This window comes from Bremerella volcania (assembly GCF_007748115.1).
In the GTDB taxonomy this organism is placed as follows: domain Bacteria; phylum Planctomycetota; class Planctomycetia; order Pirellulales; family Pirellulaceae; genus Bremerella; species Bremerella volcania.
The window spans coordinates 6,469,196-6,496,182 of the sequence record NZ_CP036289.1; the positions used below are offsets into that span (position 1 = coordinate 6,469,196).

Below are 26,987 nucleotides of genomic sequence, written 5' to 3' on the forward strand. Positions count from 1 at the left end.
CAGCGAATAACTGGCCGCGCACCCATTAACATTTCGCGCCACGAAGCTTTACGCCCCATTTACGGACCCTACAGAGGGGACAACCGTTGCAACCTGCATGGGGCGCGATACGATTCAAGGCACACCGCTTTTGCGCAGTGCTACAGTTGAAAAAAGTGGGCATCAAGCCACGAACATCTCGGGGGAAACAGCATGACAACGTTTGCAGTAGGGCTCGTACTCGGGCTCATCGCTTACATCTTCTTTCGCGTCATTTTGACGGCGTTTTACATCATTCCGCCGGATCAGCGGGCCGTGATCACTACGTTTGGCCGGGCCGATCGTCTGAGCGAAGAGTTCATCGAACCGCTGAACGATCCGAACCTCAGCGAGGACGAGAAGAAACGTTACACCTATCCCAAGGTCCGCGTCGTTGGGCCGGGCGGTCCTTACTTTAAGATGCCCTGGCAAAAAGTGCACAAAGTGAGTGTCGCGACTCGTAGCGTCGACCTGGTGTGGGACCCCACCAAGAAGCAGGAAACGATCGAAGCGGTCACCAAGGATAACCTGACCACCGGCGTCAACGGGCAGATTCGCTACCGCGTGAGCGAGAACAACCTGTATGCGTACCTGTTTGGTGTTGCCAGTCCGCTGGAACACATCATGGGTTACTTCGTGAGCGTGCTTCGTGAACGCATCGCCACGTTCAGCGATCCAAAGGGTGCCAACTTCCTCGCCAAGCCCTCCGCCGATGACGATGACACGCCGACCAGCGTCGATCTTTCCGAAGGGGTCTCGATCAACGACCTGCGCAAGAATCTTCCGCTGCTCAACTCATATATGGAAGAACAATGCCGCTGCACGCCAGGCCGATACGGGGTCGAACTCGACGCGGCGCTGATCACCAGCATCGATCCGCCGCCGGAAGTCGACCGGGCTCTGTCGGCGATTAACAGCACACGCAACCAGGTGGCCGCCGATCTGAGTACCGCCCAGGCCGATGCCGAACAGCAGATCACCATGAGCAAACGCGCGGTCGACATCGCCTCGAATAACGCCCAGGCCGAAGTCGCCCCGCTGCGGGAACTGGCTCGAACGCTCACGCAAATCAAGCAGGAAGGTGGCTCCGCGGCCGTTCGCGCTTACATCCGCGACTTGAAAGTCCCGCTGCTATCCCGAGCCGTCAGCGTCGTCCAAACCCGTGAAGAACAATAACAACAAAGTCCCCTCTCCCCCGAGGGGATAGGGTTAGGGTGAGGGGCTACAGCAAACGGCTAATACAAAAACAAAACACAGCCAGCAGAACTTCACCCAGATCAAAACAAACGCGATTAGCAACATCCAACACAATTCGCCCTCTCCCCGCTGGGGCGAGGGGACCAGAAATACGAAAGCTTTCATCATGTTTCCCATACTTCTATTCGGTTTCTTTGTCGGGATCGCAAGTATCCCGATCCTGCTTCGCATCGCTACCAGTTTCGGTTTATACGTGATCGTTCACGAGTGCGAAGCCCACGTATATACTCTCTTTGGCAAGGTTATCGGCACGATCGACGAACCAGGTCTGCACTTGCCGATCTCGAAGTTCGGCCTGGGTGCGCTCTTGGTTCCGTTTTTCGGCAAGCGGCACGTCGTCAGCACCGCGCTGCGTCAGCATTACCTCCGCGGTCAGATGGTCAACTCGGAAGAAGGGACGCCGATGGGCGTCGGCCTGTGGTACGAGATGGAAGTCAACGACCCGGTCGCTTACCTGTTCATCAACACGAACCCTGAAGGCTCGCTTCAGGCCAACGTCGCTTCCAGTGCGATCAGCACGCTGAGTAACCTGGAAATGGACAAGATGCTGGAAGACCGCCACAGCCTGAGCCGCACCGTCCGCGCTACCGTTTCGCCCCTCTCCGAGAAGTGGGGTTATCGCCTCGGTTCGGTTTACATTCGGAAGGTCTTCTTCACCGACGTGCAGATGGTGCACAACATTACCGATAAGGTCGTCAAGCGCCTGATTCAGGTTACCAGTGCCATGAAGCAGGACGGGGAAAACCGCGTCGGCTTGATCAAAAGTGAAACGGCCAAGGAAGTCTCGCAGAAGATGGCCGAAGCGGGCGCGATGCGGCCCGATATCGTCGGTAAGATGCTGAACGAAATCGGCAAGACCGATCCCGAGATTCTGGAATCGGTGCTCGAGGTGATGGAAGTCGAGAAACTGCTCAACTCGCGAGCCGAAGTCAGCATCATCCCCCGCGGGGCGAACGTGATGTTCAACCTGAACGGCGGCGGCAAGTCAGGCGGTACTCAGTACGTTCAGGCCGAAAACTAAGCAGGCACGTTACCCATGCGAGATGATCAATTCCGGCACGATGCCCTGAAAAGCTCCGACGGCATCAATGCCGTCACGGTCTATAAGCTGATGGCCGGCACGCTGTTGGTGCTGCTGGCCGTGGCGCTGGGCATCTACGTGGCCAATGCCACGTTGGAGCTCATCTACGGCGAGGTGCCTCCGCCGCTGATCGCTCGCATCCAGGATGTAGCCGCGGAAAAAGCCGCCGCCGAGGCCGCCAATCAAAACGTGCCGGAGATCAAACTGGCACCCGACTTGATGCAGGCCATTCTCTACGCGCTGACCTTCTTTCTGCTGACGATCCCGATTATGGTTGCCTCGATGATCATGGCCGCCGGCATCAAGCTGATGCAGGGAGAAGCCAACGAGGCCATCGCGATGCTAGCAGAGCGATTGAAGAAGTCGCAACCGTAGCACCGGAGCGTGGCTCTCACCTGATCGATCTTTCCCTGCCAGCATCCACTTGCTACCCTTCCTGCGAATCTGGATAGCAGGCCGCTCGCAAGGATGGGGAAATTGGGATGGAATTAGAAGCTTCGTCGTCGGTTTGGACGCGTTGGTTCTGGCTCTTCGCGCTCACGCATGTCATCGTCTGGTCGCTGATGCCCATCCTGACCGCGGCCAATGCCCCGTTGGATACGATCGAAATGATCTACTGGGGCAACCAGTGGCAGTGGGGCTATTACAAACATCCTCCCCTTCCGGCTTGGCTGGCGGCTGGGACGAGTGGTTGGCTGAGCGACCCGGCGTGGGCTTCGTATATCGTGGCTCAGGCCTGCATCCTGGCTTGCCTGTGGGCCGTTTGGGAAGTCGTTCGCGATCGAAACAAGCCGTGGATCGCGCTGGCCGCGGCGGCACTGCTGGAAGCCTGTGCGTTCTACAACTTCACCACGATCGAACTGAACAACAACATGGTTCGCCGAGCCATGACCGCGCTGACGGTGGTGTTTCTGTATTGGGCCATCACCAAGGGACGCCTGGCCTACTGGGCCGCCGCTGGCGCGTTCGTCGCGCTGGGTCTGCTTTCGAAATACGATCACGGCATGCTGGTGCTCAGCCTGGTCGTCTTCGCCGCGATTCATCCTCAGGTTCGCGGTCTGTGGAAAACGCCGGGCCCCTACGTGTTGATCGGCGTTTCGCTGCTGCTGTTTGCTCCGCATGTGTGGTGGATGGTCGAGAACGACTTCATCACGCTGAAGTACATCCAGGATCGCACCCATACCGAACCCAATGCCTGGAATCATCTGATCATGCCGGCCAAGTTCCTCGGAGAACAACTCGGCGCGATCGCCGGAATTTTGATCGGTTCGATGGCGCTACTCGGGTTCTTCTGGAAGTGGCGCAGCAACCTCAGCGACGAAGACCGCCTGGCGCGCGATTACCTTTTGGCGGTGGTGGTCGGGCCGCTATCGATCGCGGTGATCGCTTCGCTGGCTACCGGCGGCATGATTCGCAGCATGCTGGGGGCTCCGATCTGGATCTTCTTGCCGGCGCTATTGGTCATGTGCTTTGAACGTCGTCGCCAAGACCCGCTCACCTGCGGCCGGCTTGCCATCGGTTGTGCTTGCTTGAGCATTGTCTTTGCCACCGTCGTGGGTGCGCGCAACACGTATGGAACCGCGATGCGCGAGAAGTACCTACGTGTCGACTACCCCGGCAGTCAACTCGCCGACCAGGTGCAGCTGCGCTGGCAATTGGTGGCCGACGCAGGTCAGCCTCCGACGATCGCCGGATCGTGGTGGCCGGCTGGGAATGCATCGGTTTATGCCGGTCGGCCAGTCGACGTCTATCCCGAATGCGATCCCCGCTTCGCCCCGTGGATCGACGAGACCAACATCCGCGCCCACGGCGGGGTCATCGTGTGGGAGAATCCGGATGATCAACCGACTCATATCGAAGGATGGTTATCCCGCTTCCCCACGGCCATCGTCCAGCAGCCAATCGAAATCCGGCATGTGAAAGCTCCGGAGATGGCCCCTCTGAAGATCGGCATCGCCGTCATTCCACCGAGCCATGTCGGGACGGAAGGGAAGCCACCTGAAATCGCGACTTCCCCTGGTCCAAGGACGTTGGAATCGAAATAGCTCCTAGCCAGCAGCGCGATGGCGATTGCTCGTGATAGGACCGCAATTGCCCGTTAACTTGCCCTAAGGGCTTGTCGTTACTCACAACGGGCAGAAATTCCATATCAAATACCCTCGTTTCGGGAAATTCTGTTGACCCGATCTGGGGAAAGGCCGAAACTGCTGGAAGAACTTTTTCATCTTCCTATTCTTTTTGTCTATCAGACAGCGGCAGCCGTTTCATCCCCTTTGGCATTCCTGCCTGGCTTTCCGTCCTGCGCTGATAGGGAGTCTACGATCATGTTCTTACTCATGCGTACAAAGAGGATCCCAGGTCGGCCCAAGAAGCAATCGCGAGGCTTCACGCTGGTCGAATTACTAGTGGTCATCGCCATCATCGGGGTTCTGATTGCCCTACTGCTTCCGGCGGTTCAGCAGGCGCGCGAGGCCGCTCGCCGGATGAGTTGTTCCAACCAGATGAAGCAAATCGGTCTGGCGCTGCACAACTATCACGATACCCACCTTTCATTCCCACCGGGTGCCGTTAGTGGTCACGTGACCTGCGTCAACGGTACGACGCCGCTGGGTGGCAACAGCAACGAATGCACCCAGACTTTTGCTCCATGGACGGTGCTCATTCTTCCCTTTGCGGAACAGAACAGCCTGCACGACCAATTCGACTTCACCAGGATTTTCTCTCCTTTCAGTTCCAGCTGCTCGTCTCCCAACAAACAGTACCAGTTCGAGCCGCTGGAAATGTATAAGTGCCCGTCCGATCCGAACTCTGGCGGCGACGCTCCGACGCTCAATTACCTGGCCTGCCAGGGAGGTGGCGACCCCGGAACGGTCAACGCCGAACTGCACGTCGCTTGCGCCGGTACCAGCAGCCCTACGCGATACTTTTTCACCAACGGCATGTTCTATAACAACTCGCCGACCCGCTTCAGCGACGTGACCGACGGAATGACCAACACGTTCATGGTGGGCGAATCGATGTATCACTTCCTGCTGGGATCGCACCCAGGGATCGCTACTCGGGAAACGAGCTGGGCTTCGGGGCAGTTGGTGAACTCCGTGTTTGCAACGCCGATCACCCTGTGTGCCGCAGCCAATCCGATCAACAGTGCCACGCCAGTCGCGACGACGCATCAACTGGCCGAGATGACGTCGACCTTCGGCAGCCGTCACCCCGGCGGATGCATGTTCACCTTGGGAGACGCCTCCGTTCGTTTCTTCAGCGAAAACATGGACCTGGCCGTTTATCGTTCGATGGGTCGCCGAGCTGACGGCGGGCCGGTTGGAGGCTACTCTCCGTGAGCTTCCCATCACAGCAATTCATTACCAGGCAGGGGCAGCTGTGGCCGATCGTGGCGACATGCATGGCGTTGATCGCCACGATTGGCTGCAGTTCTCGGGATGATGGACCTCGGCGCTATCGCGTTTCCGGTGAAGTCATCTACGACGGAAAGCCTCTGCCGGCCGGCAAGGTTTTCTTTGCACCCGATACGGATGCCGGAAACAGTGGGCCAGGCGGTTACACCGACATCGTCGATGGCCGCTACGATACCGACTGGGACAATTCCAAAGGTGTCGTCCCGGGGCCTCATAAGGTGCGTGTGGAAGGTTTCGACGGACAACCTTCCGCCAGGAATGACTTTCACCCCAAGGGAAACATGCTGTTTCCCAAATTTAGCGCCGAAATCGACGTGCCGAAGGAAGCTTCCGAGCATAACTTCGATATTCCCAAGAATCCGAAGTAAGCGCTGGCCTGGTGAATCACCTTGGCGGAGTCGAGCGTTTACGAATTCAGTTCGATGCCGAGACCTGGGGCAGAGCAGTGGTGACACCGCCCCTTTCTGATGTCGTTGGTACTCTTCTTGATCAATCGTTCTCGGCGTAGCGTCCCTGGATCTTGCTCGGCGCGGTAGAAGTTCCCGATCGCACAGGCCACATGCACTTGCAGGAGAAAGCCGACCTCGCTGCCCCAGTCTTGCGAGGCGATGCGGCTTTGGTGGCCTGCCAAATGGAATCGCTGGTCATGGCAGGCGTAAGCATGGTTTCACTATAGTCTACTAATACTTCTTATCTATGTGTCCTGGTACTATCAGGCAACCAGGGGAATGCCTCTCTCTTCGATCCTAACGTGAGTTTCCCTCACGATACCTTGAGATTCGTGACGCAATGCCTTCCTTGCAAATCGGGCATGTCCCATTTTGCTCTTTCGGGATTATCCGCCCACACGATGATTGAGCGATCCTTTTTCCGGTTTGATATCGGGTAATATTAGCGTCGTAAGAGATTTTTAGAAATTTTTATTGACCCGATTCGCAAATAAGCGCAAACTAGGGTAAACAGTTCCTGTAAAACAACTTTTGGTCGAAAAGTACTTTTCCTGCTGGTTGACGTACGGCTATCTCCTGTCGTATTTGCGCTATCTATTCTTATCTGTATATCTATTAGGTGTCTACTATGATCAAGACTCGATCACGTTCATCTCGGGACGAACAGCGGCGCGGCTTTACCTTGGTCGAACTGTTGGTTGTCATTGCCATCATCGGCGTTTTGATTGCCCTGTTGCTGCCGGCCGTTCAGCAGGCACGCGAAGCGGCTCGCCGCATGTCATGCACCAACAACATGAAACAGTTGGCCCTGGCGTTTCATAACTATCACGACACGTTCCAGAAATTCCCGATGGCGACCAACTGCAACATCAATGCCGCTGATCCTGCCAATCCGACCGATACCAACCGGCGAGTATCGTTTTTCCACCTAATCATGCCGTTCATCGAACAAACCGCTTACTACGATGAGATCATGCCTCGTATCGAAGCCAGTACGTTCCCGGGAGGTTGGCCAACGAGCGTTCGCAATGTCGTCTTCGAGGCTTTCCTTTGTCCCTCGGAACCACTCGACGACAAAGTCGAGAACCAGGGTTTTCATGGCAACTACCTCGTGTGCAACGGGTCGAGCCATACGGGAAGTGGTGCCAACAAGAGTAACGGCATTTTCTATCCCCGAAACAACACAGGCTTCGAAGACATCACCGATGGAACTTCCAACACGGCCATGCTCGGCGAGATTCGTATCCAGGAGGATGGCATCGCGGCCAGCGGTACGGGGAACGTCGTTTGCGGAGGTGTTCACGACCTGCGAGGCCGATACCACAACCCTTATCATGGCAACATCTACTTCACGACGCTGCGGGCTCCCAATACCGACGTGGGGGACGCATTGCAGTACTGCAACGGAACGCCGATCGCTCCTTGCCGCCAATGCACCAGTAGCAACTTGGAAACCCACATCCGCAGCTACCATCCCGGTGGCGGGCACATCGCTTTAGCCGATGGTTCGATCCGCTTCATTCCCGATACCGTCAACCAAACGGTCTTTCAGGCCATCGGTTCCCGAAACGGTGGGGAAGTCTTCGAGATGCCTTAACTAGAGGTATCGATTTCTTTGGGCAAGCAAGGCCAACGAACCTGGGTTGGCCTTGCGGTGGTTTCCTCTGAGATGCAAAAGAGTACTTAGCATGCGCGCTTCGATTGCTGCCTTTCTGTTCGTCGCTTTCGCGATAAGTCTTCCGGGATGCACAGCATCGGAAGAGCATCCCAAGTATCCCGTGACCGGAACGGTCACCTATGCCGGCCAGCCGATTGAAACCGGGACGATCGTGTTCGATCCGGTCGACGGAGAAGGTCCTTCGGCCATGGGTGGGATCGAAAACGGCGTGATCACGGCCGAGGTCTCGGCAGGCGAGAAGATCGTGCGGATCAGTGCCGTGCGGACGCTGGAAAAAAAAGACCAGTATGGGGCACCGATCACCGAGTCTTACATCCCGGACAAGTACAACGGGACGTCGGATCTTCGCGAGACCATCACCTCCGACGAAAAGAACGAACTGGTCATCGACCTCAAGAAATAGCCTGCGACAGGCGAGCCTGACTACGGACGGCCTGGGGCGCTGAATTGATCGTGAAACTCGGTTCCCAGAGACAGGCTCGAGAACCGCTCATGCCACGCTTGCACGTCGGTATGAACCTGCCGCATGGCCGCTTCAGGATTTTCGGCCGTGGCTTCAAAGCGCTGCGAATATTCCGACTGGCCAATCTTGATGGCGACCGTGCAGTGAAAGCGATAGACGCGGGGTGAACTGCCCCACGATTCGAGCCGGTAGTAATTCGCCCCCAACTGATCGAGTTCGGCCTGGATGTCTTGCGTGCCCTGGCTGATCAAACCGGACGGCTGACTGGCAGGCGCGGTCAGACGATTACTGGGCAGCGGAAGATCTTGAATCGGATCGCTCGGCGGCGAAGCGAATGCACTGGAACGTTCTTCCTGCGAGACCACCTCGGCGGGGACTTCGTAGTTGGCCGGCCGAAACTCCGGCTCCCGCGACATGGTCGGTTGCTGGAAGTCGGCCAGCTGCGTCATCGGTGCCAGGGTGGGTGCCACGGCCGGTTCAGGCGGTGCTGCCGCGGGCGCCGTTAAGGGAAAGCTCGCTGGCTTCAGCACCGGCAAGGCAGGGGTATCCGCGGCCGCTTCTTCTTCCGGCCAGATTCCTCGAAGCGCTCCTTGAACCCCCTCCGGCATGATAGCAACCACCGGAAGGCCCACCAAAAACGTAAGAACAATGAGGGAGCGAATGGTTGTAAATTCTGAATTCACAAGAACTTCTTTCACGTAGGTCCTTCTACTGACGTCCTCAATCGTAAACCACTCTGGCGATCTGGGAAATAGGGATTTAACCGTGCTCGCCAGCTGGCATGCGCGCATAAAAAAACCGGTCGCCTGAATCCAGGCGGCCGGTCTCCGGAACGGAGTTCTCTGCAAGTCGTACTCTTTCGAGTGGCACTACGACTCGCAAGCGGGGAAAGCTTAAGCGTCGTCGTTGTCGCGTTCTCGTTCGCGACGTTCGCCATCACGTTCACGATCCCCTTCGCGAGGACCGCGCGGACCACGTTCGCCGTCGCGTGGACCCCGGGCGCCTTCAGGACGATCGCCATCACGCGGGCCGCGGAACTGCGGACGACCTTCGGGGCGATCCCCTTCAGGGCGACGTTCACGCATTTCTTTCAGCGTTTCGCGCTGCTCTTCGTTGAGGATCGACATGAACTTCTTCTGTGTTTCTTCCTGCAGAGCGCGGAGTTCACGACGCTGGCCTTCGGAAAGTTCCAGGCGTTCCAGGACGAACGGAGGAATCATCATCATGCCGCCGAATTGAGGACCACCGGCACCAGCTTCGGGACGTGGGCCTGGACGATCGCCGTCGCGTGGAGGACCTGGGCGATCCCCTTCACGTCGTTCGCCGTCGCGTGGACCGCGTGGACCCCGTTCGCCATCGCGCGGAGGACCGGGACGATCCCCTTCGCCACGACGCATTTCAGGGCGATCACCTTCGCCGCGCGGTGGACCAGGTCGATCGCCTTCACGTGGTGGGCCTGGACGATCACCAGGACCTCGGCTGAAGGCCTTCATCAGTTCTTCCTTGGTGGTGGCGCCATCCTTGTCGGCATCGGCACGTTCGACCATGGCAGCTCCGCGGCCTTCGCCCGCTTCTTCCTTGGTGATCTTGCCATCTTTGTCTTTATCGAGGGCATTCATCAGGCGCTCGATCATTTGTTCTGGGTTGAACTCGCGTGGGCCGCGATCTCCTTCGCGAGGGCCACGCGGACCCCTTTCGCCGTCTTGGGCACTAACCGTGCTGAAGGCCACACCGACCATCAACAGCGAAAGCGTAGCTAAGGATTGTTTCCAAACGATCTTCATGGTTCTGTTCACTCTTTGCAGAAATGGGGAGACAAGTAAGTGGTTCTATTCAACGACTGGCGCTAGTGAATTGGTACGTTACGAATTTTGCGGTGGTGGCCCAGGAGGACGACCGCCGGGACCTCGGCCTGGTCCGCGTCCGCCCGGAGGCGGTCCAGGCCGTCGCATGTCGCGTTCATCGGGCGTTGCCCCGAGAACGATATCAAACGAAGCGGCCAACTCGTTCATCTTCGAGTCAGGAATCGGTTTGAAATCGGTCATCAACAGTTCGCGCTTTTCCGGATCGCGAACCTGGGCGAAAACCCCGTCCCGCTTGTTCCCTTCAAAGCCGCGAATCATCAGTTGAGTCGTCAACAACTCTTTGTCCCCTTGCTTCACCTTGATGTGAATGTGCGGCGCTGGTCGGCCAGGGTAGGGGACCGGCTTGATGGTGCGGAAGCGATATTCGCCTTTGCTTCCGGTGGTGAACCGACCAAAGCCCTGAAAGTTTCGGTCCTGCTGATCTTGTTTTCCGCTACTGTCGCGGGTGTGCAAATAAACGGCATTGGCATCGCACTGCCAGATCTCGATGGTGGCGTCCTTCAGCGGGCTACCACTCTTGTCGAGGATGCGACCCGTCAGATGGGTAATCTGCCCCACGGCCGGCGTGGTGCTGTCTTTGATGATGATCAGGTCGTTATCCTGATCCAGCGGCAACTTATCGGGGTAAAACGGACCCTCGGTAAGAAACGGCGTCGGTTTGAGCAACTCTTCGGCAAACAGCCCCGGCGTCGTGAAAAACGCCGTGCCCATCAGCCCCATGAATGCCCGACGACTGCTACCAAAATAGGAACGGCGAAGCATCGAATGTTCTCTTTCTGTTCGGGAAACAAAGCGCCGAGAGCGAGACTTGCTCGTTCTCTAAAGGCATTCAACCAACGAAACGGCCGTAAGTTTCGCTTGCTACTAAAAAAGCCGTTGAAAAGCACGCGAAAACCAGGGAAACAGGGCCGTTACCGTGCAGTTATCCAATCCGGCTTATCACGCGTCGTTTCAAACGCACGTGCCGGTTCATAGTGCGAGTTGACCCCTGGTGCCGGCACGCCGTTTTGCTGCATCCATTGGCGAAGCTGATGAAGCAGCTTATCGCGCACTGCTGGCATCGTTTCGGTAAGATCGTTTAGCTCGCCGATGTCTTGGCGAAGATCGTACAGTTCGAACCAACGGCCTGGCACACATTGATGTGAAGCATCGAAGCGATCGCCGAAGAACTCGATCAGTTTGAAGTCGCCCACACGAATCGACGCACACGGCGTCAGGCCCCAGTTCAAATCGTAGATCGGACTGTACTGGTAAATGGGTCGGTCGGCGAGACGCGGATCGGCGCCTTTGGTAATGAGTTCACTCAGGTCGAAGCCATCGAGGGTTTGACTTTCTGTTGGCATGTGTCCCGCTAATTGAAAACAGGTCGGTGCCAGGTCGACCGCATGCACCGGCGTGGTAATTACTTGGCTGGCCGGCCACTTCTTTGGCCAGCTGATGATCAAGGGTACGCGAACGCCTCCTTCGTAAATCGAACCCTTGCCGGCGCGGAGCGGGGCGTTGTCGTACTCGTAGATATCGACGGCCAGCTTCGGTGCGTGGGGATGTGGCTGTTGCAAGTTGCGATGATCCAACCGCCAGTCGATGCCGCCGTTATCGCTCAAGTAAATAATGACCGTCTCTTCGTATTCCCCCAGTTGTTTCAGCCCGGCAATCAGCTTGCCGATCGAACGATCGATCGCCTCGAGCCCGGCCAGGTAGACGGCCCGATTGGGACCTTCATCGCCGTAACCTTGCTGACGGTACTTTTCTTCCAGCTCGCGCGGCGCGACGACCTTGCCGTGAATCATGTGATGGGAAAGGTAGAAGAACCACGGTCGCTCGCGATTCTGCTCGACGAACGCAAGCGTCTGATCGGTCAGATAGTCGACCCCGCGATCGCCTCCCGGCTGAAACATCTTTTGGGGAACCGCCGGCGCGGCGAAATCAAAACCAAAGTGCGCGGCGCTCTCGGGATTGAGGGCGTTGTAGTTGCCGTCAGCGCCGCTATTCAAATGCCATTTGCCGGCCATACCGGTTGCGTAGCCTGCTTGCCGCAGTTGGGCCGCGATCGTCGGTTGATCCCGCGGAAATTGTTCGACGAACGAGATTTCCTCGACCCGCGCCCAGGGGCAACCATACCAAGGGATCACATGCCACATGCGGTGGCGAGCCGTGTACTGACCGCTCAATAGCGTCGCTCGGGTAGGCGTGCACTGCGAAGTGACGTACGCATCGGTGAAGCGTGTGCCTGACTCGGCCAACCGATCGAGATGCGGCGTCGGCACGTGCTTGCCGCCGTAACACCCCAGCGTCGTCCAGCCTTGGTCGTCGGTCAGGATGAGCAGGATATTCGGCTGGGAAGTTTCTTCGGCCCGACAGATGGAAGCCAAGAGGAGTACGAAGACAATGGATCGCAGGAAAAGAACCATCGACAACCAGCCAGAAAAGAGACTAGGGCAAGTGAATGGGAAGGCCCTATTTTCCTTTTCTCAACCGGCGAAAGCAAACGGTATCGACCGTTACTTTTCGGATCGCGCGTCTTTGGCCATCGGTTCCGGAATCGCCAGCTGCTTGGCATCCCGCGGATGAACCACCACCGCGATCACGCGCGTCGCAGCGCCGGTCTGGGGGTTCTTCGAAACCCGATGCAGGCACCCGGTCGGCTCGTAGAACGTTTCTCCCTGCTCAAAGACCTTGGTCGGCTGATCGTCGATCCCCAGTTCGTACTTCCCCTGCAGCACGTAACCAAACACCGGGCCAGGATGTCGATGGGGCATCCCTTCTCCCAGCGGATCCAGCCGCACCTCGACCACCGAAACCGTCGCGTCCTGCCCATCCAATTTCTCGACAATGTCTTGCGCCGAGATCGGAACAACAGTCGACTTGGCCTGGTGCTGGGCGACCAAAACGCCAGCCGTCCCCAGGAAGATGCCAAAGGTCAGGGTCAGGATGCTGCGGAACATGAGAAACGGTTCTTTCTTGGTTGAAGACGGATAATCAGGGCTCCACACACAAGACGAACGGGCGCTGCCCGGTGTGACAGGCATGACCGGATTCTCCGAAAGAAATTTCCGACACATCGAGACGGTTCGTATTTCTCGAATTCCTGGCAAAAACCGACTAAACTAAGCCCAGCATCCATCCCTCCTCAAAAAGGCCTGCCACCATGACCAAGCTAACCCGACGCCAATTCACCACCACCACTGCCGCCGCCGTCGCCTCGCTGGCTGCCAATGTTCATGCGGCGGCTCCTTCTGCTGGATCGAAAATCAAGGTCGGGCAGATTGGTACTTCCCACGCGCATGCCTCCGGCAAGATGGACGCGATGCGGTCGCTTTCCGACACGTACGAAGTGGTCGGCCTGGCCGACGTGGATCTCGACCTAGCCAAGAAAGCCGTGCAGCGGAAGCCGTACGAAGGCCTGAAAGTGATGTCGATCGAGCAGCTACTCAGCACGCCGGGCCTACAAGCCGTCGCGGTCGAAACCGAAGTTCGGCAATTGGTTCCCACGGCCAGGCAGTGCATCGAAGCCGGCATGCACATTCATTTGGATAAGCCGGCCGGCGAGTCGCTGGCCGCGTTTGGCGAGCTATGCGCCGCCGCCGATGCCAACCAGCGGACGATTCAAATGGGTTACATGCTGCGGTACAACCCGGCGTTCGAGCTGCTGTTTGAAGCGGCCCGCGAAGGGTGGTTGGGGGAGATCTACGAGATCGACGCGATGATGGGCAAGCTGGCTTCCCCAGGCCTGCGAAAGGATCTGGCCCGGTACGAAGGGGGCGGCATGTTCGAGCTGGCTTGCCACTTGATCGATGCGGTCGTCACCATCCTGGGTAAGCCAGACGAAGTGATCGCTTTCACCAAGCGAACCGAAGCCCCCAAAGACACCTTCGCCGACAATCAGCTGGCCGTGCTCGATTACCCCAAAGCGACGGCCACCGTCCGCTGCAACCATCTCGACCCGTTCGGCTTCCCGCGCCGACGCTTTCAAGTCGCCGGATCCGGGGGCGCGCTCGAGATCAAACCGCTCGAGTCAGGCGAAGTCGACCTTTCACTGACCGAGCCCCGCGGCGAGTTCAAGAAAGGATCACAGCACCTCAGCTTGAAACGCACCGGAGGCCGCTACGACGGCGAGTTCACCGACCTGGCCAAGGTCATCCGCGGTGAGAAACAACTTGCCTGGGACCGCCAACATGACCTGGCCGTGCACGAAGCGGTGCTGAAAGCATCCGGCATGCCCATGAATGAGTCAGGCCGCTAGTCCAACGCAAAGTCGATCACCGTCTCTTGCTTTTCGACGGTACGCACCAGCGGCGTGGTATCGATATTGGAGTACTTGGACGGGATCAGCGGTTTGGGGATGGTGTAGCCTGGGTCGCCTGGTTCGAGGGTTGGGTCGACTTCGGAGTACCAGTTGATGATGACCTTGTTTTCGCCTGCGATCGCTTTGATTTCGTAGCTGCCGTCGGAATGGATCGCCGCGTGAGCGGAGGGCTGCGTTTCATCGATCGGATTGAACAAGATCGTACCGCCGGTCAGGTTCTTTCCTTGATAGGTGACTTTGCCGCGAACGATCGACTCGTTCTCGTTGCCGCATCCAGCGGCGGCAACCAGGCTCATCAGCAGCAGCAACGTGCCGGCACTTTTCGTCAGACCCAAACATGATTCGACAGGTCGGTTCAACATGGCCGTTTTCCCTTTTCCATTTGTTTTGGTTGGAATACGTAAGTGGAAGACGATCCGTGAACTACGGCAGAGTGACCGGGTTGCCGTCGGCGCGATTGGCCAGGTTCTGCATCACCGTCCAGTTGACCGTTTGGGGAATGTAATGCACCGAGCCGTCCCCGAAGAGAAAGTTCACCCCTCGGCCAGCATGCGAGCTGCCGAAGTTGGCGTCCAGATCGCTCAGCGACGTGAGCAGTGGCGAACTTAGCGGCGACTTGAAGTTCCGAGTCGAATGATATCCCCAGCGGTAGGCCGGACCATCCATGTTGATCAGCGTCGAGTCGGTTTCGGCATCTGATCGTCGTTCGACCCGCTTTTCACCGATGGCGATTGTATTCGAGAGACCGTCGACGATTTGCGAAAACTGCATCTTGGTGTACTGACTGAACATGCCATCGAAAAGTTTCGGATCGGTCGTGTTGCAGTGGCTCCCTTCTCCGCCAGATGAAAACGCGTAGTCTCCACGCGAGCACGTAGGCATGTAGTAACTGGTTGAGGGAGCAGCGGTAGGGCTTCGGCGGGAAGGACAGAACATGACATCCAGAAGCGTCACGATCGCGGTCGCATTGGACGAGTGATCGACCGATTCGTCGATATTGAATTGTTCGTAGGCGGCCCCTTGCTCGAGGAACGGCATCAACGGCACAAAACCGCTCATGCGGTCATGCATCGCTGGCGTGTTGGGGCCGTAACCTCCCGCCGGCAGGTTACCAAACGTATCGTGAAAGTTGTGCAGACCCAAGCCAAACTGCTTGAGGTTATTGGTGCACTGCATTCGCCTGGCCGCCTCACGTGCTTGCTGAACCGCGGGCAACAACAACGCAATGAGCACTCCAATGATCGCGATGACCACCAACAGTTCAACTAACGTAAATGCGCGACGGGGGAAATCTGAGGATGTCATCGGAGAGCGCCTTGAAGAGAAAAAGAAAGGAGAGCAGCACCGGACCAATAAGTTCGCCAATGCCCATCAGCCCTCATTATTCAAAGGCCTTCGTAGCGGCGGCAATCCGAAAACGCGTAGTTATGCTCCGGTATTTTGTCAGGCCCGGAATGGCCCGGTTCGGCCGATGAAAAATTTTTTCCGCGCGCACTATCTCACTGAAGCGCTAACCCTCTAAATTGCACGTACACCCGGCGAAGCATCACGCTTTCCGGGTGCCAAGCCCGCGTTCGCGTGGGCACGCAAACCTTCAACACACGAATAACGTCATGTCCCATTCCCACACGTCACAACCTGAAAAACACGGAGCGAACGCATCAGCGCACGCTCCGCAGGTTGCCGTGCGCGAGGGGAATCGGCTTCTCTGCCCCTGCTGCGGGGAGGTGTTGATGATCTTGCAGGAAGAGCCGGCCAACGAGTCGCAGCCTAAGAAGTTCTGGCCGCCGAAGATGGCCCCTCCGAAGCGAACGCCGCGGCCCCAATCGGCCACGCTCAACGAAATCATTCGTCGGCAAGAGGCCCAGGAGGAAGCCGCGTTTCAGGCCGCCATGACGAAGGACGTTCCTAGCAAGGACCCGCCTGTCGAAGCGTTCGACCCCGACCGGCCTCACTACCGGGCCGACAGCATCGTGGTTGAAATCGATCCGGAAATCAACGCGTACGAGTTCCCCGAAATCGATCCTCCCCTGGTCCCCAGCGGCCTAACGCCCAAGCGTTCGCGAAGTGATTCAGGCGAATACCGCGAGCCCCGCGAACGCGACGCGGTGACGCGTTACGAGGAACGAAAACGGTACCGACTGCGGCAGCCGCTGCGCGAGCCGCTCACGTACGAAGCCGCCCGATTGTACGCGTGGATGTTCTACCGCATGAAAAAACTCAACCTGCAGCTGATCGAGGAGATCACCGCGAAACAGGCCGAGATCGACGCGCTGGAAGAGGAACTCAACGCACCGGTGAAAGAGGCTTCCAGCGAAGAGCAACCCGAAAGCGAAACGCCGCCTCAAGTAGTCTCTCGAGTCGAAACCCAGAAGATCATCACGCCCACGCGACGCGAACGTGTGCTTCGCGTGATCGAAAAGCGTGTCCACGCGGACATAGCGTCCGAGATGGAAACACAGCAAGTCGAAACGGCTAACGAGCGTGGGCCGCCGTGAGTGTGTCAGCCCCAAGGGGGCGACCGTAAGAAACTGCGTAGTATTCGTTCCGAGCCTATCGCGAACGTCGGTCTCGCATGCGCTTTCAGGCCGGCGGGGATAACCCCTCACCCTGGCCCTCTCCCCTCAGGGGCGAGGGGACTGGAATGCGCGCGGTTCTTGCCTGACATTGCATGGCACTCTTACAACCAACATTACTGCTGGCTGAACGTTTGGCCTCGCAGGGCGTCGCTGCCTTGGAAGTCGGTCGGCTCGTCCAAGCCACCGGTGAGAAGTAGGCCGTCGATCTTGGCGTGGGCTTTGGCCAGTTCACCCAGCGCGCTGATGTACTGCAGGTTCGTATCGAAGTAGGTTCGTCGGACGATCAGCACCTGAATGAATGAGAACTCTCCGGCGGCGTACGCTTGTTCGGAAAGGTCGAGCGTTCGTTTGGCCTTCGGCAGAATCTGCTGTTCGTACCTTTCGACGGCGACCAGGGCCGAGTCGTATTCCTTGGCGACGCCAGCCAGGCGGGCTTTGAGCGACATCTCGATGCGCTTGACGGCATGCGTGGCTCGGCAATATTCGCGATAGGCGGCCGAGACGTTGCCACTGTTGTCGTTAAAAACCGGAATCGGGGCACCGACGGTCACGTTGATCATGCCGCTGCCGGTGCTGTTATCGTGCCCTGCCTGGATACCAGCGAGGATATTGGGAATGTGTTGCACCTCCTGGCGGGACATGTTTGCCCGGGCCTGGTGCACGCGGCTGTAACTGGCACGCAGTTCCGGACTGTTGCCCAGCAAATCGCTGTAGATGGCTTCCCACTCGAGGTTACCGACCTGAGGGTTCAACTCGCCCGAGAGCTGACTGCGCTGCATGTTCGGTACGCCGGCGGTGGCGGCCATCTCTTGCCAGGCGGCATCCCAGGCAAACTGGGCCTGCTGTCGCAGGACTTCCACTTCGTTCAACTGAATTTCGGCTTGAAGCTGATCGGACTGCGATGCTTCCTTCGCTTCGAAACGCTTTTGAGCCAGTTCGGCCCCTTTGGCAACGACCCCATGAAAATCGTCAATCACGTCCATCCGACGCTGGGCGACCAACGCATCGACGAAAGCCAGGCGAACGTCAGTCAGCACGCGGTAGCGCTGCGACTCCACGTCCCACTTCTGCGCTTCAACGGCATGGCCAAGCACGTTGCGGTTGAGGTCTAACTTGCCGGCCGTGACGAACTCGCGATCGACCGTCACCAGGTGTTGATCGGTGTTTTGATCGGCCAATTGGCTTCCCGAATAACCGACGACGGGATTCGCCGAGAGGCCAACCTGGTAGCGATAATCGGAAGCGGCCTGGGCCGAGGCCGAGATCTGGCGGATCGTCGGATTGTTGGCCAGGGCCAGGTCTTGCAGTTGGGCAAGCGTCAGGCCACTGGCGGTGGACGTCGGTATCGCTGGGACCTTGGTGGCTTGAGCGACTTCAAACGCCGGAATGTCCGACGGAGAGGTCTCAGGCGGAAGGATGTTGGTTGGTTCGAGCACCGGCGGCTGAATCACCGAAATCGGCTCTTGATGATCGACCAGCGCGACGTCAGGCTTCCCTTCCGACTGAGAAATCGACGCCGGAGCAACCGGGACGATCTCTTCCGAGTAGGTTGCCGGCTTGGAATAGGGAAGCACGCAACCAGCAAACGAAGGGACTGCCAACACCAGTGACCATTGCCAAACGTTAAGTTTCCCGACTGCCATGAGATTCCCTTACTACTAGCACTGCCAGCATCCATTCGTTTGATAGAACCGTCTTAAATCCTGTAATAGGAAGGTCGGCACGGGTTGGATAACCCAATCACGGAATGTTTCTGGCAAGCGAGGATCAAGCGGCGGGGCGCGTTAAGCTGTAACGATCACTGGCGATAGCAAGACTACCTCAGGACGTCGTAGTCGATCTGCACCAGTCCCTGACCAAAGGTGTGCGAGTACTTCACTTTCAGCCGCGTATCGCGACCGATATGGGCCACGATCGGTAGGCCTTCCCCCAGGAGAATGGGCTGGACGAAGACTTTGATTTCGTCGATCGCTCCGACATGCAGAAACGAAGCGGCCAGTTGTCCGCCACCTACCAGCCAGACGTCTTTGCCTGGCCGCGAATGAATCCAGCGAACGAAGTCGGACACCCCCTGGCGAACGACTTCCGCATGCTGGCACTGCAGCAGCTTGCGCGAGAAGACGAAGTTCTTCTTCTCGGCGTAGGGGTAAGGACCGAAGGTCAAAACCTGTTCGTACGTGTTGCGGCCCTGAACGACCGTATCGATCGATTCGAGGAACGTGGCGAAACCGAAGTCTTCGTTCCCTTCGGCTTGAATGAGCCAGTCGATGGCTCCACTGGGCCGCGCGATGAATCCATCCAGGCTGGCCGTAACGAAATAGATGATCTTTCTCACAGAATCTCTTCTCCTTAGGCGCTGTGTCGTACAGACGCATCGGAAACGGGTGCAGCGAATCCTTGAACGCTCACTACGTCCGCTAGGAGAAACGGTTCGGCATGGCTGGATGATTGCCTATCGCATCGGCGGCGATGGATTCGAGCTGCTAGCCTTGGGAGTCGGGATCATCAGCCGCTGAGGGTTGTTTTTTACCTGGGCAAGCTCCCAGGGATTGTTCGACTGATGGGACTGAGTCGTCAAAGAAGGAGAGAGCGATTCGACAATCGGAAAGATGGCCGGGCCCAGGTAGAAACCTAAATAGTCGTGCAGTTGCCTGTGCTCGGGTGCCGCCAGAATCGCCCCTTCGGCTTTACCGGTGGTAGGATTGTGCAGCGTGAGATAGTCGATCGCGATCGCCGCGGTGAAATCTTGGGACGTGATCCCCAAGAGGAATTCCTGCTGCGTGAGGAATCGTCCTTTCTCGGCACGCTGGCGTTCCAACATCCGAACCGCTTTGACCAATTTAAGACGAGCATTGTGCCGGTAGCGGACTTGAACCGCGTTAAAGGCACTGGCAATAAAGCCCGAGGTTGATAACCAGGCTTCGTTCTCATCCCAGATCGAAGGAAAGACGACCCACGGAACATTCGTGTATGGGTCGGTCGAACCATCAAACGCCTGGTTGATTTGAGTTTCCATCCGCGCGACGCATTGCGGCGTGTGTTCCTGGTAAATGATGCGCTGGACCATCCGCTGGTAGTTTTCGCGGAAGCTGCGACGTTGCCCCGGTTGCTCCTTCAACAAGAGATCGACCGACATGACCACATGTTGGCTCAGCTGACGTTTCAAACCTCGCCGCAGGCTTTGACTCATATCGCCGACGTCGGTCAACATCTCCTCATAAACTTCCTCGGGGACGGGACTCACGTTGCCTAAAAAGGCTTGAAAAACGAGATACCGATACTGCTCGATCTGGATGAAGGAAAACGACCGTTCGATTCGTTTATCCAGCGACTGCGTTGCCATCGCACGCAGCAGTTTCAAGTCTTGCAGCGCCGAGTCGTTGTCTCCTTGTTGAATTTGCGCCAAGGCATGGACCGCCGCGAACCGGGCGACTTGTTCGTCCCAGTGACGGTACTCGAGTCCGTCGGTCAACACGCTTTGGCGCAGTTTTAAGAAGGCGTCCTCGTGCCGTGCGGCGTACTGCAACGTTTGCTGCGTATAAGGGAAGCCTGGTAAGAATATTTTCAGGAGATAATAGTCGTTGCGTTCAACCGTCGTGATAACGATTTGCGGCCGGCTCCTGGCTTGTCGTTCCTCGGCGAGAACCCAATCAGGCGAATCGTCTTCCAGCAAAGCCAACATGAGGGCGTCGTGAACTTGCGCCGCATCGTTTTGCAGACGCGGAGCGACGTCTTCCTGCACATCCAGAATGGCTTGATGCTTGTCCCGCAGTTGGGCGAGGCGCTGCTGGGCCCGGATATCGGCCAGAAAGAACAAGGTACAAACGATCGCCAATGCCAGCGGACCCGCGACGAAAAGCTTCCAGGCAGTCCAGTGATTCGCGCTGCGAGTGCGGTTGCCTTCGTCATCCTTGCGAGGCCAAATGCCGGCCACCAAACCGAACAAGATTCCCAAGATGAAACCGCCACTTGAGGCAACGACCATGCCCTCGTACGAGAGTTCGAGCATGCCAAAGATCGTCGTCAACTTGTAAAGGCTTGTTATCCGCAAACTGCTGATTTCCATCAGCGCATAGTTGACGATGATCAGCGGCAGGCCGAATCCCGCGGCCAGCAGCAGGACGCCGCCAACCAGATTCCAGCGAAGCTTCAACAGGAGCATCGCGACGCTGAAACCAACGATCACCCAGGCAATCGCGAATAGGGCAAGCAGGATGAGGTAAGCGCTCATGGGGCGAGCTGGCATGGGGTTGGGGAGTCGAGAAGAGCAGATGTGTTGCGGTTGAATTTAGAGCAAAACTGCAATTTGGGCGAGTAAAATTTCGGTTAGTTTCCATCTTTTGCTCGCGATATCGGACTCAAACGACGAGGGGGCTTTGCGAAGTTACGCCCAATGGATTAAACCGGAAGTATCAAGGCATCATTCGTGATATTCCTTAATTAGGAGATACGTAATGGACGGTCTTCATGCATTAGGATGTAGCAGCGCCATCGCTGCCGCGAACGAAACGTTCGACTCGGAGATGAGTCGTTTGAAACAGTCGCTCACTCACGCCACCTCGGTGGAAGAAGAAGCGGCCATTGAACAGCAAATGCGCGAGTGCGAATCGCGCCATCGCGACATGCTTGCGTCGCTACAGCGGTCTCTTTTCTAATAGAAACGGTGGTCGACCGGTTTACCAAACGGTAATCCATCCAGCGCGACTCTCAGGTCGTCCTTATTCGCTTCTTGCAACCGCGGGGCTACTTCCCCCAGACTCGCCAGGCCCAGTACGCGGTCATCACAACGGAAGCGAAAGCGTAAACGCAGCAAACGCTAGTAGAAAGCAAAGACAACAACATCAGATAGTCTCCTGGCATGATTGGGGGAAGCACGATCGTCGGCAGATGCGGGGCAATTGCCGCTGGTAACTTGGAGACATGTTGACCGAAGGTAGGTGACGCGAATTTCGGCGAACGACGGCCTGTACCCGTCGTTTCTTGATGAACTGGTTCCACGCCTGCCACCGACGAGGGGCTGGCCGCTATCTTCGTCATAACCGGTAACTTCCCCCGGCTAAGTGCCAGGGGATGCCGGAGAACCTCGAAATTTAAGCAACCATTACGCGTTGGAAGCGACCTTTACCATGTGAGCCAACCGGCTCGTGTTTTGGTTTCTTCCTGCGAGTGGTTCCATGTCGAAACTCTTTACGTCCCTGTTCGTGTTGGTCTTCGTCGGTTTCGGCGTGGGCTTTCTCGGCTATGGGATCTACCAACTCGACCAGGCCAGCCGAACCACCCGGTGGCCGGCCGTGCGCGGCGAAGTGCTCGAGTGCCAACTGCGCTCGCACACCAGCGACCATAAGGAAACGTGGGCCTGCCATGTGAAATATGCCTACGACGTCGATGGGCGGTCCTACGAAGGGGACCGCATCGCCTACGGCTACAACGGCACCAACAACAAGAGCATGCACTCAGACTTAAAGCAGAAGCTCAGTCGATCGCGCTACGTTCGCGTCTATTTCGACCCGCAAAACCCGAGCGAAAGTACCTTGGCGACCGGCATCCATCGAAGTGCTTACCTGCCGGTTCTCTTCGGCGGTGCCTGGCTGGCGTTTTGCGGCGGCATCTTGGCGTTGGTTTTCCTTGGGGGTTCTCACAAGAACCTTCCCGAGCGTCTGGCTCGGCTGAATCACCGCTCCCTGAGTCTCGTTCGCTGAAAGGTTGAGTATGTCGAAAGAAATCATTGCGCTGCTGGTGATGGGGGGCTTTAACCTGATCGGGGTGGTGATCGTCGGCTATGGCCTGCGAGACCTCTACCGCGCGTGGCGAAGCAGCTCGTGGGAGAAAGTCTCGGGGCGACTGATCGAAGCCAGCATTGAAGAAACCACGCGAAAAAGCAGCAAATCGAGTCGCCGCGTGTATGAGGTCAAAGCGACCTACGAGTACGACGTTTGCGGACGCTCGTACCAAGGCAATCGCATCTCGCAGAGCTATATCCCAACCCATGAGCGGGCCGAGCACGATCTGCTGCTCGATACGCTGAATTCGATCCCCAGCTTGAATGTCTATTACGACCCCCTTCACCCCGAGAAATGCACCTTGGTACCCGGCGTCGATGGGGGGACGTTCACGCTTTTGGCCCTGGGTATCATGTGGCTGGCCGTCACGGTTGGCATCACGGGGATGATCCTCTTGATTCAAGGGGGCGACCCACAGTTGATTCAGAGTATTTCGATAGGGTAAATCGCTAAGAATCGGTCGGCTGAAAATCGACTGCCCAGCCATCCCGAACCCGCGTTTGCGATGCTACAATAGACAGATGAGAGCGGTGGTCTTCAGGTCGATCGGAAGCGACCATTCGCTTGGCGATTTAACACCGGTCCATGCCGACCATAGGGGAAGGAAACAGTATCATGATTCGCAGCGCACTTATTGCCCTGGACAATTCTCCCTCCAGCAAGACCGCTTTAGACATGGCAATCTCCTTCTGCCAGCGCTATGCGGACCGCAACGAAGGCAAGACCGACTTCATTCATCTGTCCGGCGTCGCCGTGGTCGATATTCCTGGCATCAAAGCGCCGACCAGCTTGCCCATCGGTGCCGGTGCCTATAAGAAGCATCGTGACGACACGCTGATTTCCGAAGCGAAAGAGCGTGCCGAAGAGATCCTGGGCGAATTTGAAGCTCGCTGCAACGAAGCGAAGATCCCCCACACTTCGATCGAAAGCGAAGGGCTGCCGTACGAACAGATCGAACGCCATGCGTTGCGTCACGACGTGATTCTGATCGGCCGCGATACCAATTTCCATTACGAAACCAGTGAAGACGTCGGCGCGACGGTTCGTAAGCTGTTGGTCGACAACGCCCGGCCGGTGATCGTCTATCCGCAGAAAATGCCGGACAACCATCGAGTCGTGATCGCCTACGACGGCAGTGCCACCGCGGCGCACGCCCTGCAAATGTGGACTCTCTTGGAGATCCGCGGCCCGCAAACCGAAGTTCACGTGGTGAGCATCTCCGACGCGGAAGAAAAGGCGATGCCCCGCCTGGAAGAAGCGGCCCAGTTCCTGAAGTTCCACGGCATCGATTCGCAGCTGCACTACGTGCCCAAGGAACGCCGCGTGGTGGAAATGCTGGCCGAAAAGGTCAAGGAACTAAGTCCGCGGATGGTGGTCCTGGGTGCATACGGCCGTGGCGGATTCAAGGAAACGATTTTCGGGTCCTCGACCAACAAGATGCTGGAAACGGCCAATTGCCCGCTTTTCCTCTACAAGTAATCGCCCGACAGAAGCAACTCGCCGACAGGTTTTTGCCGCATGAAACGACAACTCGGATTCGGAACGCGCCGCGGTCAAATCCCCACGGGAACCATCCTGATGATGGTCGGCGTGATGGACATCATCATGGCCGTGGGGCTCTGGTTTTTCATGGGGCAGGGGGACATGAGCATGAGCATGTTCTGCGGGCTGATGGGCCTTTCAGGCCTGGGCTTGATTGGCTTTGGGTTCATGCAGAATCTCAAATAGCTTGCCTGCCGCGAAGCGGAATCAGCAGGAATCTCGTAAACGACGCCGGCAGATACTAAACTAAGGGGATTGGGGACTTGGATCCGAATCCCCTTTTTTCGGCGCACCCTATCATTCACGGCGATTGCTTTGAGCCCAGCATCACGCAGTACGGCACCGGTTGCTTCCAAGAATCAGACGATGCTGCGCGTCTTTGTGATCGTGGTGATCGTGCTGGTGATCATCGTGATTGGCCTGACCATTCTGGTCGGTACGTCGAGCCACTCCGGCGAACAGTTTTCGCCCGATGGTTTTCAGCGGCGAAGGTTCAGCTACCTGGAAGCGTTTGGCATCCGTCTAACGGCGACCGACTACTTCAACAACACCGGCAACCTTGAACTCGACCTGGTCAAGAAGAAGTGGATTACGTCCAGCGGCAAAAAACCGAAGGACAAAGACTGGGTCGTCGTTTCGATGCTCAGCCAAGGCTCCTATTACCAGAGCGATGCTGCGATTCTGATCGACTATCTCGATATGTCCAAAACCACGGGGGCCATCGATCTCGATCGTTGGAGCCAGGCCAACCCCGGCTACGCGGCGGTCATGTGGCCAGAGATCCAAAAGGCAGCCGAGGGGAACATGTACATCCTGATCCCCGATATCCTGCATCACATGCTCGACTTGAGCCGCGAAAAGAACAACCCGCTGCCGCAAACCTTGCTTACGCATGAAGATCAAAACGTACCTCCGCCTGAGGATCTGAACGACAAACAAAAAGCCGCCGGCGAAGTTCAGCAGAAGAAACTCGGCCAGCAAAGTCTCGATCCGTTCCTGGTCGAGCTGTACATGACGGCTGGAAAAGCCGCTCAGGATGCCGATCAAACCAAGCGGGCACGTTTCTGCTTCGAGCAAGTCTTGCGATTAGCTCCCCAGTCGCCAGAAGCCCAAGAGCAACTCGACAAACTACCGGTAGTCGTCGAGGAGGAGGCTGTCCAAGACGAGGCTTCTGATGCTGAAGACTCGTCGGAAGATGAACCTGAAAATTGATTTACGTCGATAACAACGCGACGACCTCCCTAGCCGTGGATGTCGCCTTGGCCATGAGCCAGGCGTACGAGTCGGCCTTCTACAATCCTTCCAGCCAGCATCAAGCCGGCCAGAAGGCGCGTCGCCGGTTGGATGACGCACGCGAAACAATTCTCAATTCGCTGGGTGCCGTGACGACCCGTTTCGCCAGCGATCGCCTGGTCTTCACCAGCGGCGGAACCGAGGCCAACAATCTGGCTTTGTTTGGGTTGGGGAAGGAAACCAGCGGTCAGGTCATCATCTCGGCCATCGAACATCCCAGCATCTCAGAAGCAGCCGACCAGCTCACGTCGCGCGGGATGAAAGTTCGCGTGCTGCCGGTCGATGGCAACGGCGTCGTCCAGTTCGACCAGTTGGACCAGTGGCTCACCGAACCCACGCGAATGGTCAGCGTGATGCTCGGGAACAACGAGACCGGCGTCCTGCAACCGATTCAGGAAATCGCCACGATCTGCCGTGACCACGAAGTCCCATTGCATGTCGACGCGGTGCAGGGAATTGGCAAAATACCCGTGAATTTCCGGGCTTTAGGGGCTTCGGCAATGACATTGACCCCGCACAAGTTCCATGGTCCGCGAGGGATCGGGGCCCTGGTTCTCGATGATCGTGTGACGTTGAAACCCAGCATGTTCGGCGGTTCGCAGCAACTGGCCATGCGGCCTGGGACCGAAAGCGTGGAACTGGCGATCGGTTTCGAGCGAGCCTTGCAGTTGGCGGTCGAGGCCTTACCCGACGCCGGCCCCAGCATGCTGGCCCTGCGAGATCGGCTGGAAACGCTTCTCACCGATCTGATTGGTGAGGACGAAATGGTGATCATCGGCCGCGATGCTCCGCGGCTTCCGCACACCTCGAACGTGGCTTTTCCTGGGCTCGATCGGCAGGCCTTGGTGATGGCCTTGGACATGGCCGGAGTAGCCTGCAGCACCGGCTCGGCCTGTGCCAGCGGGTCTTCACAGCCATCCCCTACGCTCCTCGCGATGAGACTTCCGGAAGATGTGATTTCTAGCTCGATTCGCTTAAGTTTGAGCCGCTTCACGACCGAGCCGGAGGTGGATGAGGTGGCAAGTCGTATCTCCAATTGTGTCAAACATTTACGTCAAGGCTAAAACCACCGATAAATAGCTTCCCTGGCTAGTTTTCCGTGTGGAAAACCTCTATAATCTGGGCTCGGTAGATCGATACCCCAGGCTCGTATCCTGAGACACGATCTGCCGCCCCATTGGGGCTTGCAAGTTCGCATTAGGCGAACTGTGCCGATTGAGCTTTTCCACGTTGTCTGACCGACACACAGACGGAGTTTCG

The 26,987-nt window shown here is 57.4% G+C and carries 29 protein-coding genes; 17 read left to right on the forward strand and 12 right to left on the reverse strand.

Going from position 1 to position 26,987, the window contains the following annotated elements; genetic code table 11:
* Positions 1 to 192 precede the first annotated feature (192 nt).
* From Pan97_RS26000 to Pan97_RS26025, 6 genes are all read left to right on the forward strand, one after another.
* Complete coding sequence (locus Pan97_RS26000; protein ID WP_144977958.1) at positions 193 to 1,194, forward strand: SPFH domain-containing protein; 1,002 nt, start codon at positions 193 to 195, stop codon at positions 1,192 to 1,194.
* A 187-nt stretch (positions 1,195 to 1,381) separates the two neighbouring features.
* Positions 1,382 to 2,296, forward strand: a complete 915-nt coding sequence (locus tag Pan97_RS26005; protein ID WP_144977960.1) for an SPFH domain-containing protein — start codon at positions 1,382 to 1,384, stop codon at positions 2,294 to 2,296.
* A gap of 15 nt (positions 2,297 to 2,311) precedes the next feature.
* The gene (locus tag Pan97_RS26010) at positions 2,312 to 2,731 is read left to right on the forward strand and encodes a hypothetical protein (protein WP_144977962.1); all 420 of its coding nucleotides are present in this window, start codon (positions 2,312 to 2,314) and stop codon (positions 2,729 to 2,731) included.
* Positions 2,732 to 2,838: 107 nt separating this feature from the next.
* Entirely contained in the window at positions 2,839 to 4,401 is a 1,563-nt protein-coding gene (locus Pan97_RS26015) for a glycosyltransferase family 39 protein (protein WP_144977964.1), read from the forward strand.
* Positions 4,402 to 4,680: 279 nt separating this feature from the next.
* Entirely contained in the window at positions 4,681 to 5,697 is a 1,017-nt protein-coding gene (locus Pan97_RS26020; protein ID WP_165698978.1) for a DUF1559 domain-containing protein, read from the forward strand.
* Positions 5,694 to 6,140, forward strand: coding sequence for a hypothetical protein (locus tag Pan97_RS26025; RefSeq protein WP_144977966.1), 447 nt, complete (start codon positions 5,694 to 5,696; stop codon positions 6,138 to 6,140). Before Pan97_RS26020 ends, Pan97_RS26025 begins: the two co-directional genes overlap by 4 nt.
* A gap of 38 nt (positions 6,141 to 6,178) precedes the next feature.
* Here Pan97_RS26025 and Pan97_RS26030 read toward each other — a convergent pair whose 3' ends face one another.
* Entirely contained in the window at positions 6,179 to 6,403 is a 225-nt protein-coding gene (locus Pan97_RS26030) for an enolase C-terminal domain-like protein (protein WP_144977968.1), read from the reverse strand.
* 446 nt (positions 6,404 to 6,849) lie between these two features.
* Here Pan97_RS26030 and Pan97_RS26035 point away from each other — a divergent pair, with 446 nt between their 5' ends.
* The gene (locus Pan97_RS26035; RefSeq protein ID WP_144977970.1) at positions 6,850 to 7,818 is read left to right on the forward strand and encodes a DUF1559 domain-containing protein; all 969 of its coding nucleotides are present in this window, start codon (positions 6,850 to 6,852) and stop codon (positions 7,816 to 7,818) included.
* Between the two features lie 91 nt (positions 7,819 to 7,909).
* On the forward strand, positions 7,910 to 8,302 hold the full coding sequence (locus Pan97_RS26040) for a hypothetical protein (RefSeq protein ID WP_144977972.1): 393 nt from the start codon (positions 7,910 to 7,912) through the stop codon (positions 8,300 to 8,302).
* 20 nt (positions 8,303 to 8,322) lie between these two features.
* Here Pan97_RS26040 and Pan97_RS26045 read toward each other — a convergent pair whose 3' ends face one another.
* From Pan97_RS26045 to Pan97_RS26065, 5 genes are all read right to left on the reverse strand, one after another.
* Positions 8,323 to 9,045 carry a hypothetical protein gene (locus Pan97_RS26045; RefSeq protein ID WP_144977974.1) on the reverse strand — a complete coding sequence of 241 codons (723 nt, stop codon included), beginning with the start codon at positions 9,043 to 9,045 and terminating at the stop codon, positions 8,323 to 8,325.
* Positions 9,046 to 9,255: 210 nt separating this feature from the next.
* Entirely contained in the window at positions 9,256 to 10,146 is an 891-nt protein-coding gene (locus Pan97_RS26050; RefSeq protein WP_144977976.1) for an EF-hand domain-containing protein, read from the reverse strand.
* 78 nt (positions 10,147 to 10,224) lie between these two features.
* Complete coding sequence (locus Pan97_RS26055; protein WP_144977978.1) at positions 10,225 to 10,989, reverse strand: dioxygenase family protein; 765 nt, start codon at positions 10,987 to 10,989, stop codon at positions 10,225 to 10,227.
* Between the two features lie 149 nt (positions 10,990 to 11,138).
* Positions 11,139 to 12,599, reverse strand: a complete 1,461-nt coding sequence (locus tag Pan97_RS26060; protein ID WP_165698979.1) for a sulfatase-like hydrolase/transferase — start codon at positions 12,597 to 12,599, stop codon at positions 11,139 to 11,141.
* Positions 12,600 to 12,728: 129 nt separating this feature from the next.
* The gene (locus Pan97_RS26065; RefSeq protein ID WP_144977982.1) at positions 12,729 to 13,172 is read right to left on the reverse strand and encodes a cupin domain-containing protein; all 444 of its coding nucleotides are present in this window, start codon (positions 13,170 to 13,172) and stop codon (positions 12,729 to 12,731) included.
* A 203-nt stretch (positions 13,173 to 13,375) separates the two neighbouring features.
* Here Pan97_RS26065 and Pan97_RS26070 point away from each other — a divergent pair, with 203 nt between their 5' ends.
* Entirely contained in the window at positions 13,376 to 14,470 is a 1,095-nt protein-coding gene (locus Pan97_RS26070; protein ID WP_144977984.1) for a Gfo/Idh/MocA family protein, read from the forward strand.
* Here the strand turns inward: Pan97_RS26070 and Pan97_RS26075 are convergent.
* The gene (locus tag Pan97_RS26075; protein ID WP_144977987.1) at positions 14,467 to 14,895 is read right to left on the reverse strand and encodes a hypothetical protein; all 429 of its coding nucleotides are present in this window, start codon (positions 14,893 to 14,895) and stop codon (positions 14,467 to 14,469) included. The genes Pan97_RS26070 and Pan97_RS26075 overlap by 4 nt on opposite strands.
* 61 nt (positions 14,896 to 14,956) lie before the next feature.
* Positions 14,957 to 15,838, reverse strand: coding sequence for a DUF1559 family PulG-like putative transporter (locus tag Pan97_RS26080; protein WP_144977989.1), 882 nt, complete (start codon positions 15,836 to 15,838; stop codon positions 14,957 to 14,959).
* A gap of 308 nt (positions 15,839 to 16,146) precedes the next feature.
* On the opposite strand from Pan97_RS26080, the gene Pan97_RS26085 reads away from it, so the two are divergent.
* Positions 16,147 to 17,031 (forward strand): hypothetical protein, encoded by an 885-nt coding sequence (locus Pan97_RS26085; RefSeq protein ID WP_144977991.1) that lies wholly within the window; start codon positions 16,147 to 16,149, stop codon positions 17,029 to 17,031.
* Between the two features lie 194 nt (positions 17,032 to 17,225).
* On the opposite strand, the gene Pan97_RS26090 is transcribed toward Pan97_RS26085, so the two are convergent.
* From Pan97_RS26090 to Pan97_RS26100, 3 genes are all read right to left on the reverse strand, one after another.
* Positions 17,226 to 18,755: a TolC family protein gene (locus Pan97_RS26090; RefSeq protein WP_144977993.1), complete on the reverse strand. Its 1,530-nt coding sequence runs from the start codon at positions 18,753 to 18,755 to the stop codon at positions 17,226 to 17,228.
* A 173-nt stretch (positions 18,756 to 18,928) separates the two neighbouring features.
* Positions 18,929 to 19,447 carry a dihydrofolate reductase family protein gene (locus Pan97_RS26095; protein ID WP_165698980.1) on the reverse strand — a complete coding sequence of 173 codons (519 nt, stop codon included), beginning with the start codon at positions 19,445 to 19,447 and terminating at the stop codon, positions 18,929 to 18,931.
* Between the two features lie 117 nt (positions 19,448 to 19,564).
* Positions 19,565 to 21,343, reverse strand: coding sequence for an MFS transporter (locus Pan97_RS26100; protein WP_144977997.1), 1,779 nt, complete (start codon positions 21,341 to 21,343; stop codon positions 19,565 to 19,567).
* 223 nt (positions 21,344 to 21,566) lie between these two features.
* Between Pan97_RS26100 and Pan97_RS26105 the strand changes: the two genes are divergently transcribed.
* On the forward strand, positions 21,567 to 21,767 hold the full coding sequence (locus Pan97_RS26105) for a hypothetical protein (protein WP_144977999.1): 201 nt from the start codon (positions 21,567 to 21,569) through the stop codon (positions 21,765 to 21,767).
* Positions 21,768 to 21,855: 88 nt separating this feature from the next.
* Here the strand turns inward: Pan97_RS26105 and Pan97_RS26110 are convergent, their stop codons facing one another.
* Entirely contained in the window at positions 21,856 to 22,149 is a 294-nt protein-coding gene (locus tag Pan97_RS26110; protein WP_144978000.1) for a hypothetical protein, read from the reverse strand.
* Between the two features lie 137 nt (positions 22,150 to 22,286).
* On the opposite strand from Pan97_RS26110, the gene Pan97_RS26115 reads away from it, so the two are divergent.
* From Pan97_RS26115 to Pan97_RS26140, 6 genes are all read left to right on the forward strand, one after another.
* The gene (locus Pan97_RS26115; protein ID WP_144978002.1) at positions 22,287 to 22,811 is read left to right on the forward strand and encodes a DUF3592 domain-containing protein; all 525 of its coding nucleotides are present in this window, start codon (positions 22,287 to 22,289) and stop codon (positions 22,809 to 22,811) included.
* Between the two features lie 10 nt (positions 22,812 to 22,821).
* Complete coding sequence (locus tag Pan97_RS26120) at positions 22,822 to 23,337, forward strand: DUF3592 domain-containing protein (protein WP_144978004.1); 516 nt, start codon at positions 22,822 to 22,824, stop codon at positions 23,335 to 23,337.
* A 170-nt stretch (positions 23,338 to 23,507) separates the two neighbouring features.
* The gene (locus tag Pan97_RS26125) at positions 23,508 to 24,371 is read left to right on the forward strand and encodes a universal stress protein (RefSeq protein ID WP_165698981.1); all 864 of its coding nucleotides are present in this window, start codon (positions 23,508 to 23,510) and stop codon (positions 24,369 to 24,371) included.
* Positions 24,372 to 24,410: 39 nt separating this feature from the next.
* A complete protein-coding gene (locus Pan97_RS26130; protein WP_144978008.1) occupies positions 24,411 to 24,620 on the forward strand; it encodes a hypothetical protein in 210 nt (69 codons plus the stop codon).
* Between the two features lie 180 nt (positions 24,621 to 24,800).
* Entirely contained in the window at positions 24,801 to 25,646 is an 846-nt protein-coding gene (locus Pan97_RS26135) for a hypothetical protein (RefSeq protein WP_144978010.1), read from the forward strand.
* Entirely contained in the window at positions 25,643 to 26,791 is a 1,149-nt protein-coding gene (locus Pan97_RS26140) for a cysteine desulfurase family protein (RefSeq protein WP_144978012.1), read from the forward strand. Before Pan97_RS26135 ends, Pan97_RS26140 begins: the two co-directional genes overlap by 4 nt.
* The last annotated feature ends 196 nt before the right edge of the window (positions 26,792 to 26,987 follow it).

Coding starts and splice junctions, on each gene's coding strand:
- Pan97_RS26000 (WP_144977958.1), top strand. CDS start 193: ATGACAACGTTTGCAGTAGGGCTCGTACTCGGGCTCATCGCTTACATC.
- Pan97_RS26005 (WP_144977960.1), top strand. CDS start 1,382: ATGTTTCCCATACTTCTATTCGGTTTCTTTGTCGGGATCGCAAGTATC.
- Pan97_RS26010 (WP_144977962.1), top strand. CDS start 2,312: ATGCGAGATGATCAATTCCGGCACGATGCCCTGAAAAGCTCCGACGGC.
- Pan97_RS26015 (WP_144977964.1), top strand. CDS start 2,839: ATGGAATTAGAAGCTTCGTCGTCGGTTTGGACGCGTTGGTTCTGGCTC.
- Pan97_RS26020 (WP_165698978.1), top strand. CDS start 4,681: ATGTTCTTACTCATGCGTACAAAGAGGATCCCAGGTCGGCCCAAGAAG.
- Pan97_RS26035 (WP_144977970.1), top strand. CDS start 6,850: ATGATCAAGACTCGATCACGTTCATCTCGGGACGAACAGCGGCGCGGC.
- Pan97_RS26040 (WP_144977972.1), top strand. CDS start 7,910: ATGCGCGCTTCGATTGCTGCCTTTCTGTTCGTCGCTTTCGCGATAAGT.
- Pan97_RS26050 (WP_144977976.1), bottom strand. CDS start 10,146: ATGAAGATCGTTTGGAAACAATCCTTAGCTACGCTTTCGCTGTTGATG.
- Pan97_RS26055 (WP_144977978.1), bottom strand. CDS start 10,989: ATGCTTCGCCGTTCCTATTTTGGTAGCAGTCGTCGGGCATTCATGGGG.
- Pan97_RS26065 (WP_144977982.1), bottom strand. CDS start 13,172: ATGTTCCGCAGCATCCTGACCCTGACCTTTGGCATCTTCCTGGGGACG.
- Pan97_RS26070 (WP_144977984.1), top strand. CDS start 13,376: ATGACCAAGCTAACCCGACGCCAATTCACCACCACCACTGCCGCCGCC.
- Pan97_RS26075 (WP_144977987.1), bottom strand. CDS start 14,895: ATGTTGAACCGACCTGTCGAATCATGTTTGGGTCTGACGAAAAGTGCC.
- Pan97_RS26080 (WP_144977989.1), bottom strand. CDS start 15,838: ATGACATCCTCAGATTTCCCCCGTCGCGCATTTACGTTAGTTGAACTG.
- Pan97_RS26085 (WP_144977991.1), top strand. CDS start 16,147: ATGTCCCATTCCCACACGTCACAACCTGAAAAACACGGAGCGAACGCA.
- Pan97_RS26090 (WP_144977993.1), bottom strand. CDS start 18,755: ATGGCAGTCGGGAAACTTAACGTTTGGCAATGGTCACTGGTGTTGGCA.
- Pan97_RS26100 (WP_144977997.1), bottom strand. CDS start 21,343: ATGAGCGCTTACCTCATCCTGCTTGCCCTATTCGCGATTGCCTGGGTG.
- Pan97_RS26105 (WP_144977999.1), top strand. CDS start 21,567: ATGGACGGTCTTCATGCATTAGGATGTAGCAGCGCCATCGCTGCCGCG.
- Pan97_RS26110 (WP_144978000.1), bottom strand. CDS start 22,149: ATGACGAAGATAGCGGCCAGCCCCTCGTCGGTGGCAGGCGTGGAACCA.
- Pan97_RS26115 (WP_144978002.1), top strand. CDS start 22,287: ATGTCGAAACTCTTTACGTCCCTGTTCGTGTTGGTCTTCGTCGGTTTC.
- Pan97_RS26120 (WP_144978004.1), top strand. CDS start 22,822: ATGTCGAAAGAAATCATTGCGCTGCTGGTGATGGGGGGCTTTAACCTG.
- Pan97_RS26125 (WP_165698981.1), top strand. CDS start 23,508: ATGATTCGCAGCGCACTTATTGCCCTGGACAATTCTCCCTCCAGCAAG.
- Pan97_RS26130 (WP_144978008.1), top strand. CDS start 24,411: ATGAAACGACAACTCGGATTCGGAACGCGCCGCGGTCAAATCCCCACG.
- Pan97_RS26135 (WP_144978010.1), top strand. CDS start 24,801: ATGCTGCGCGTCTTTGTGATCGTGGTGATCGTGCTGGTGATCATCGTG.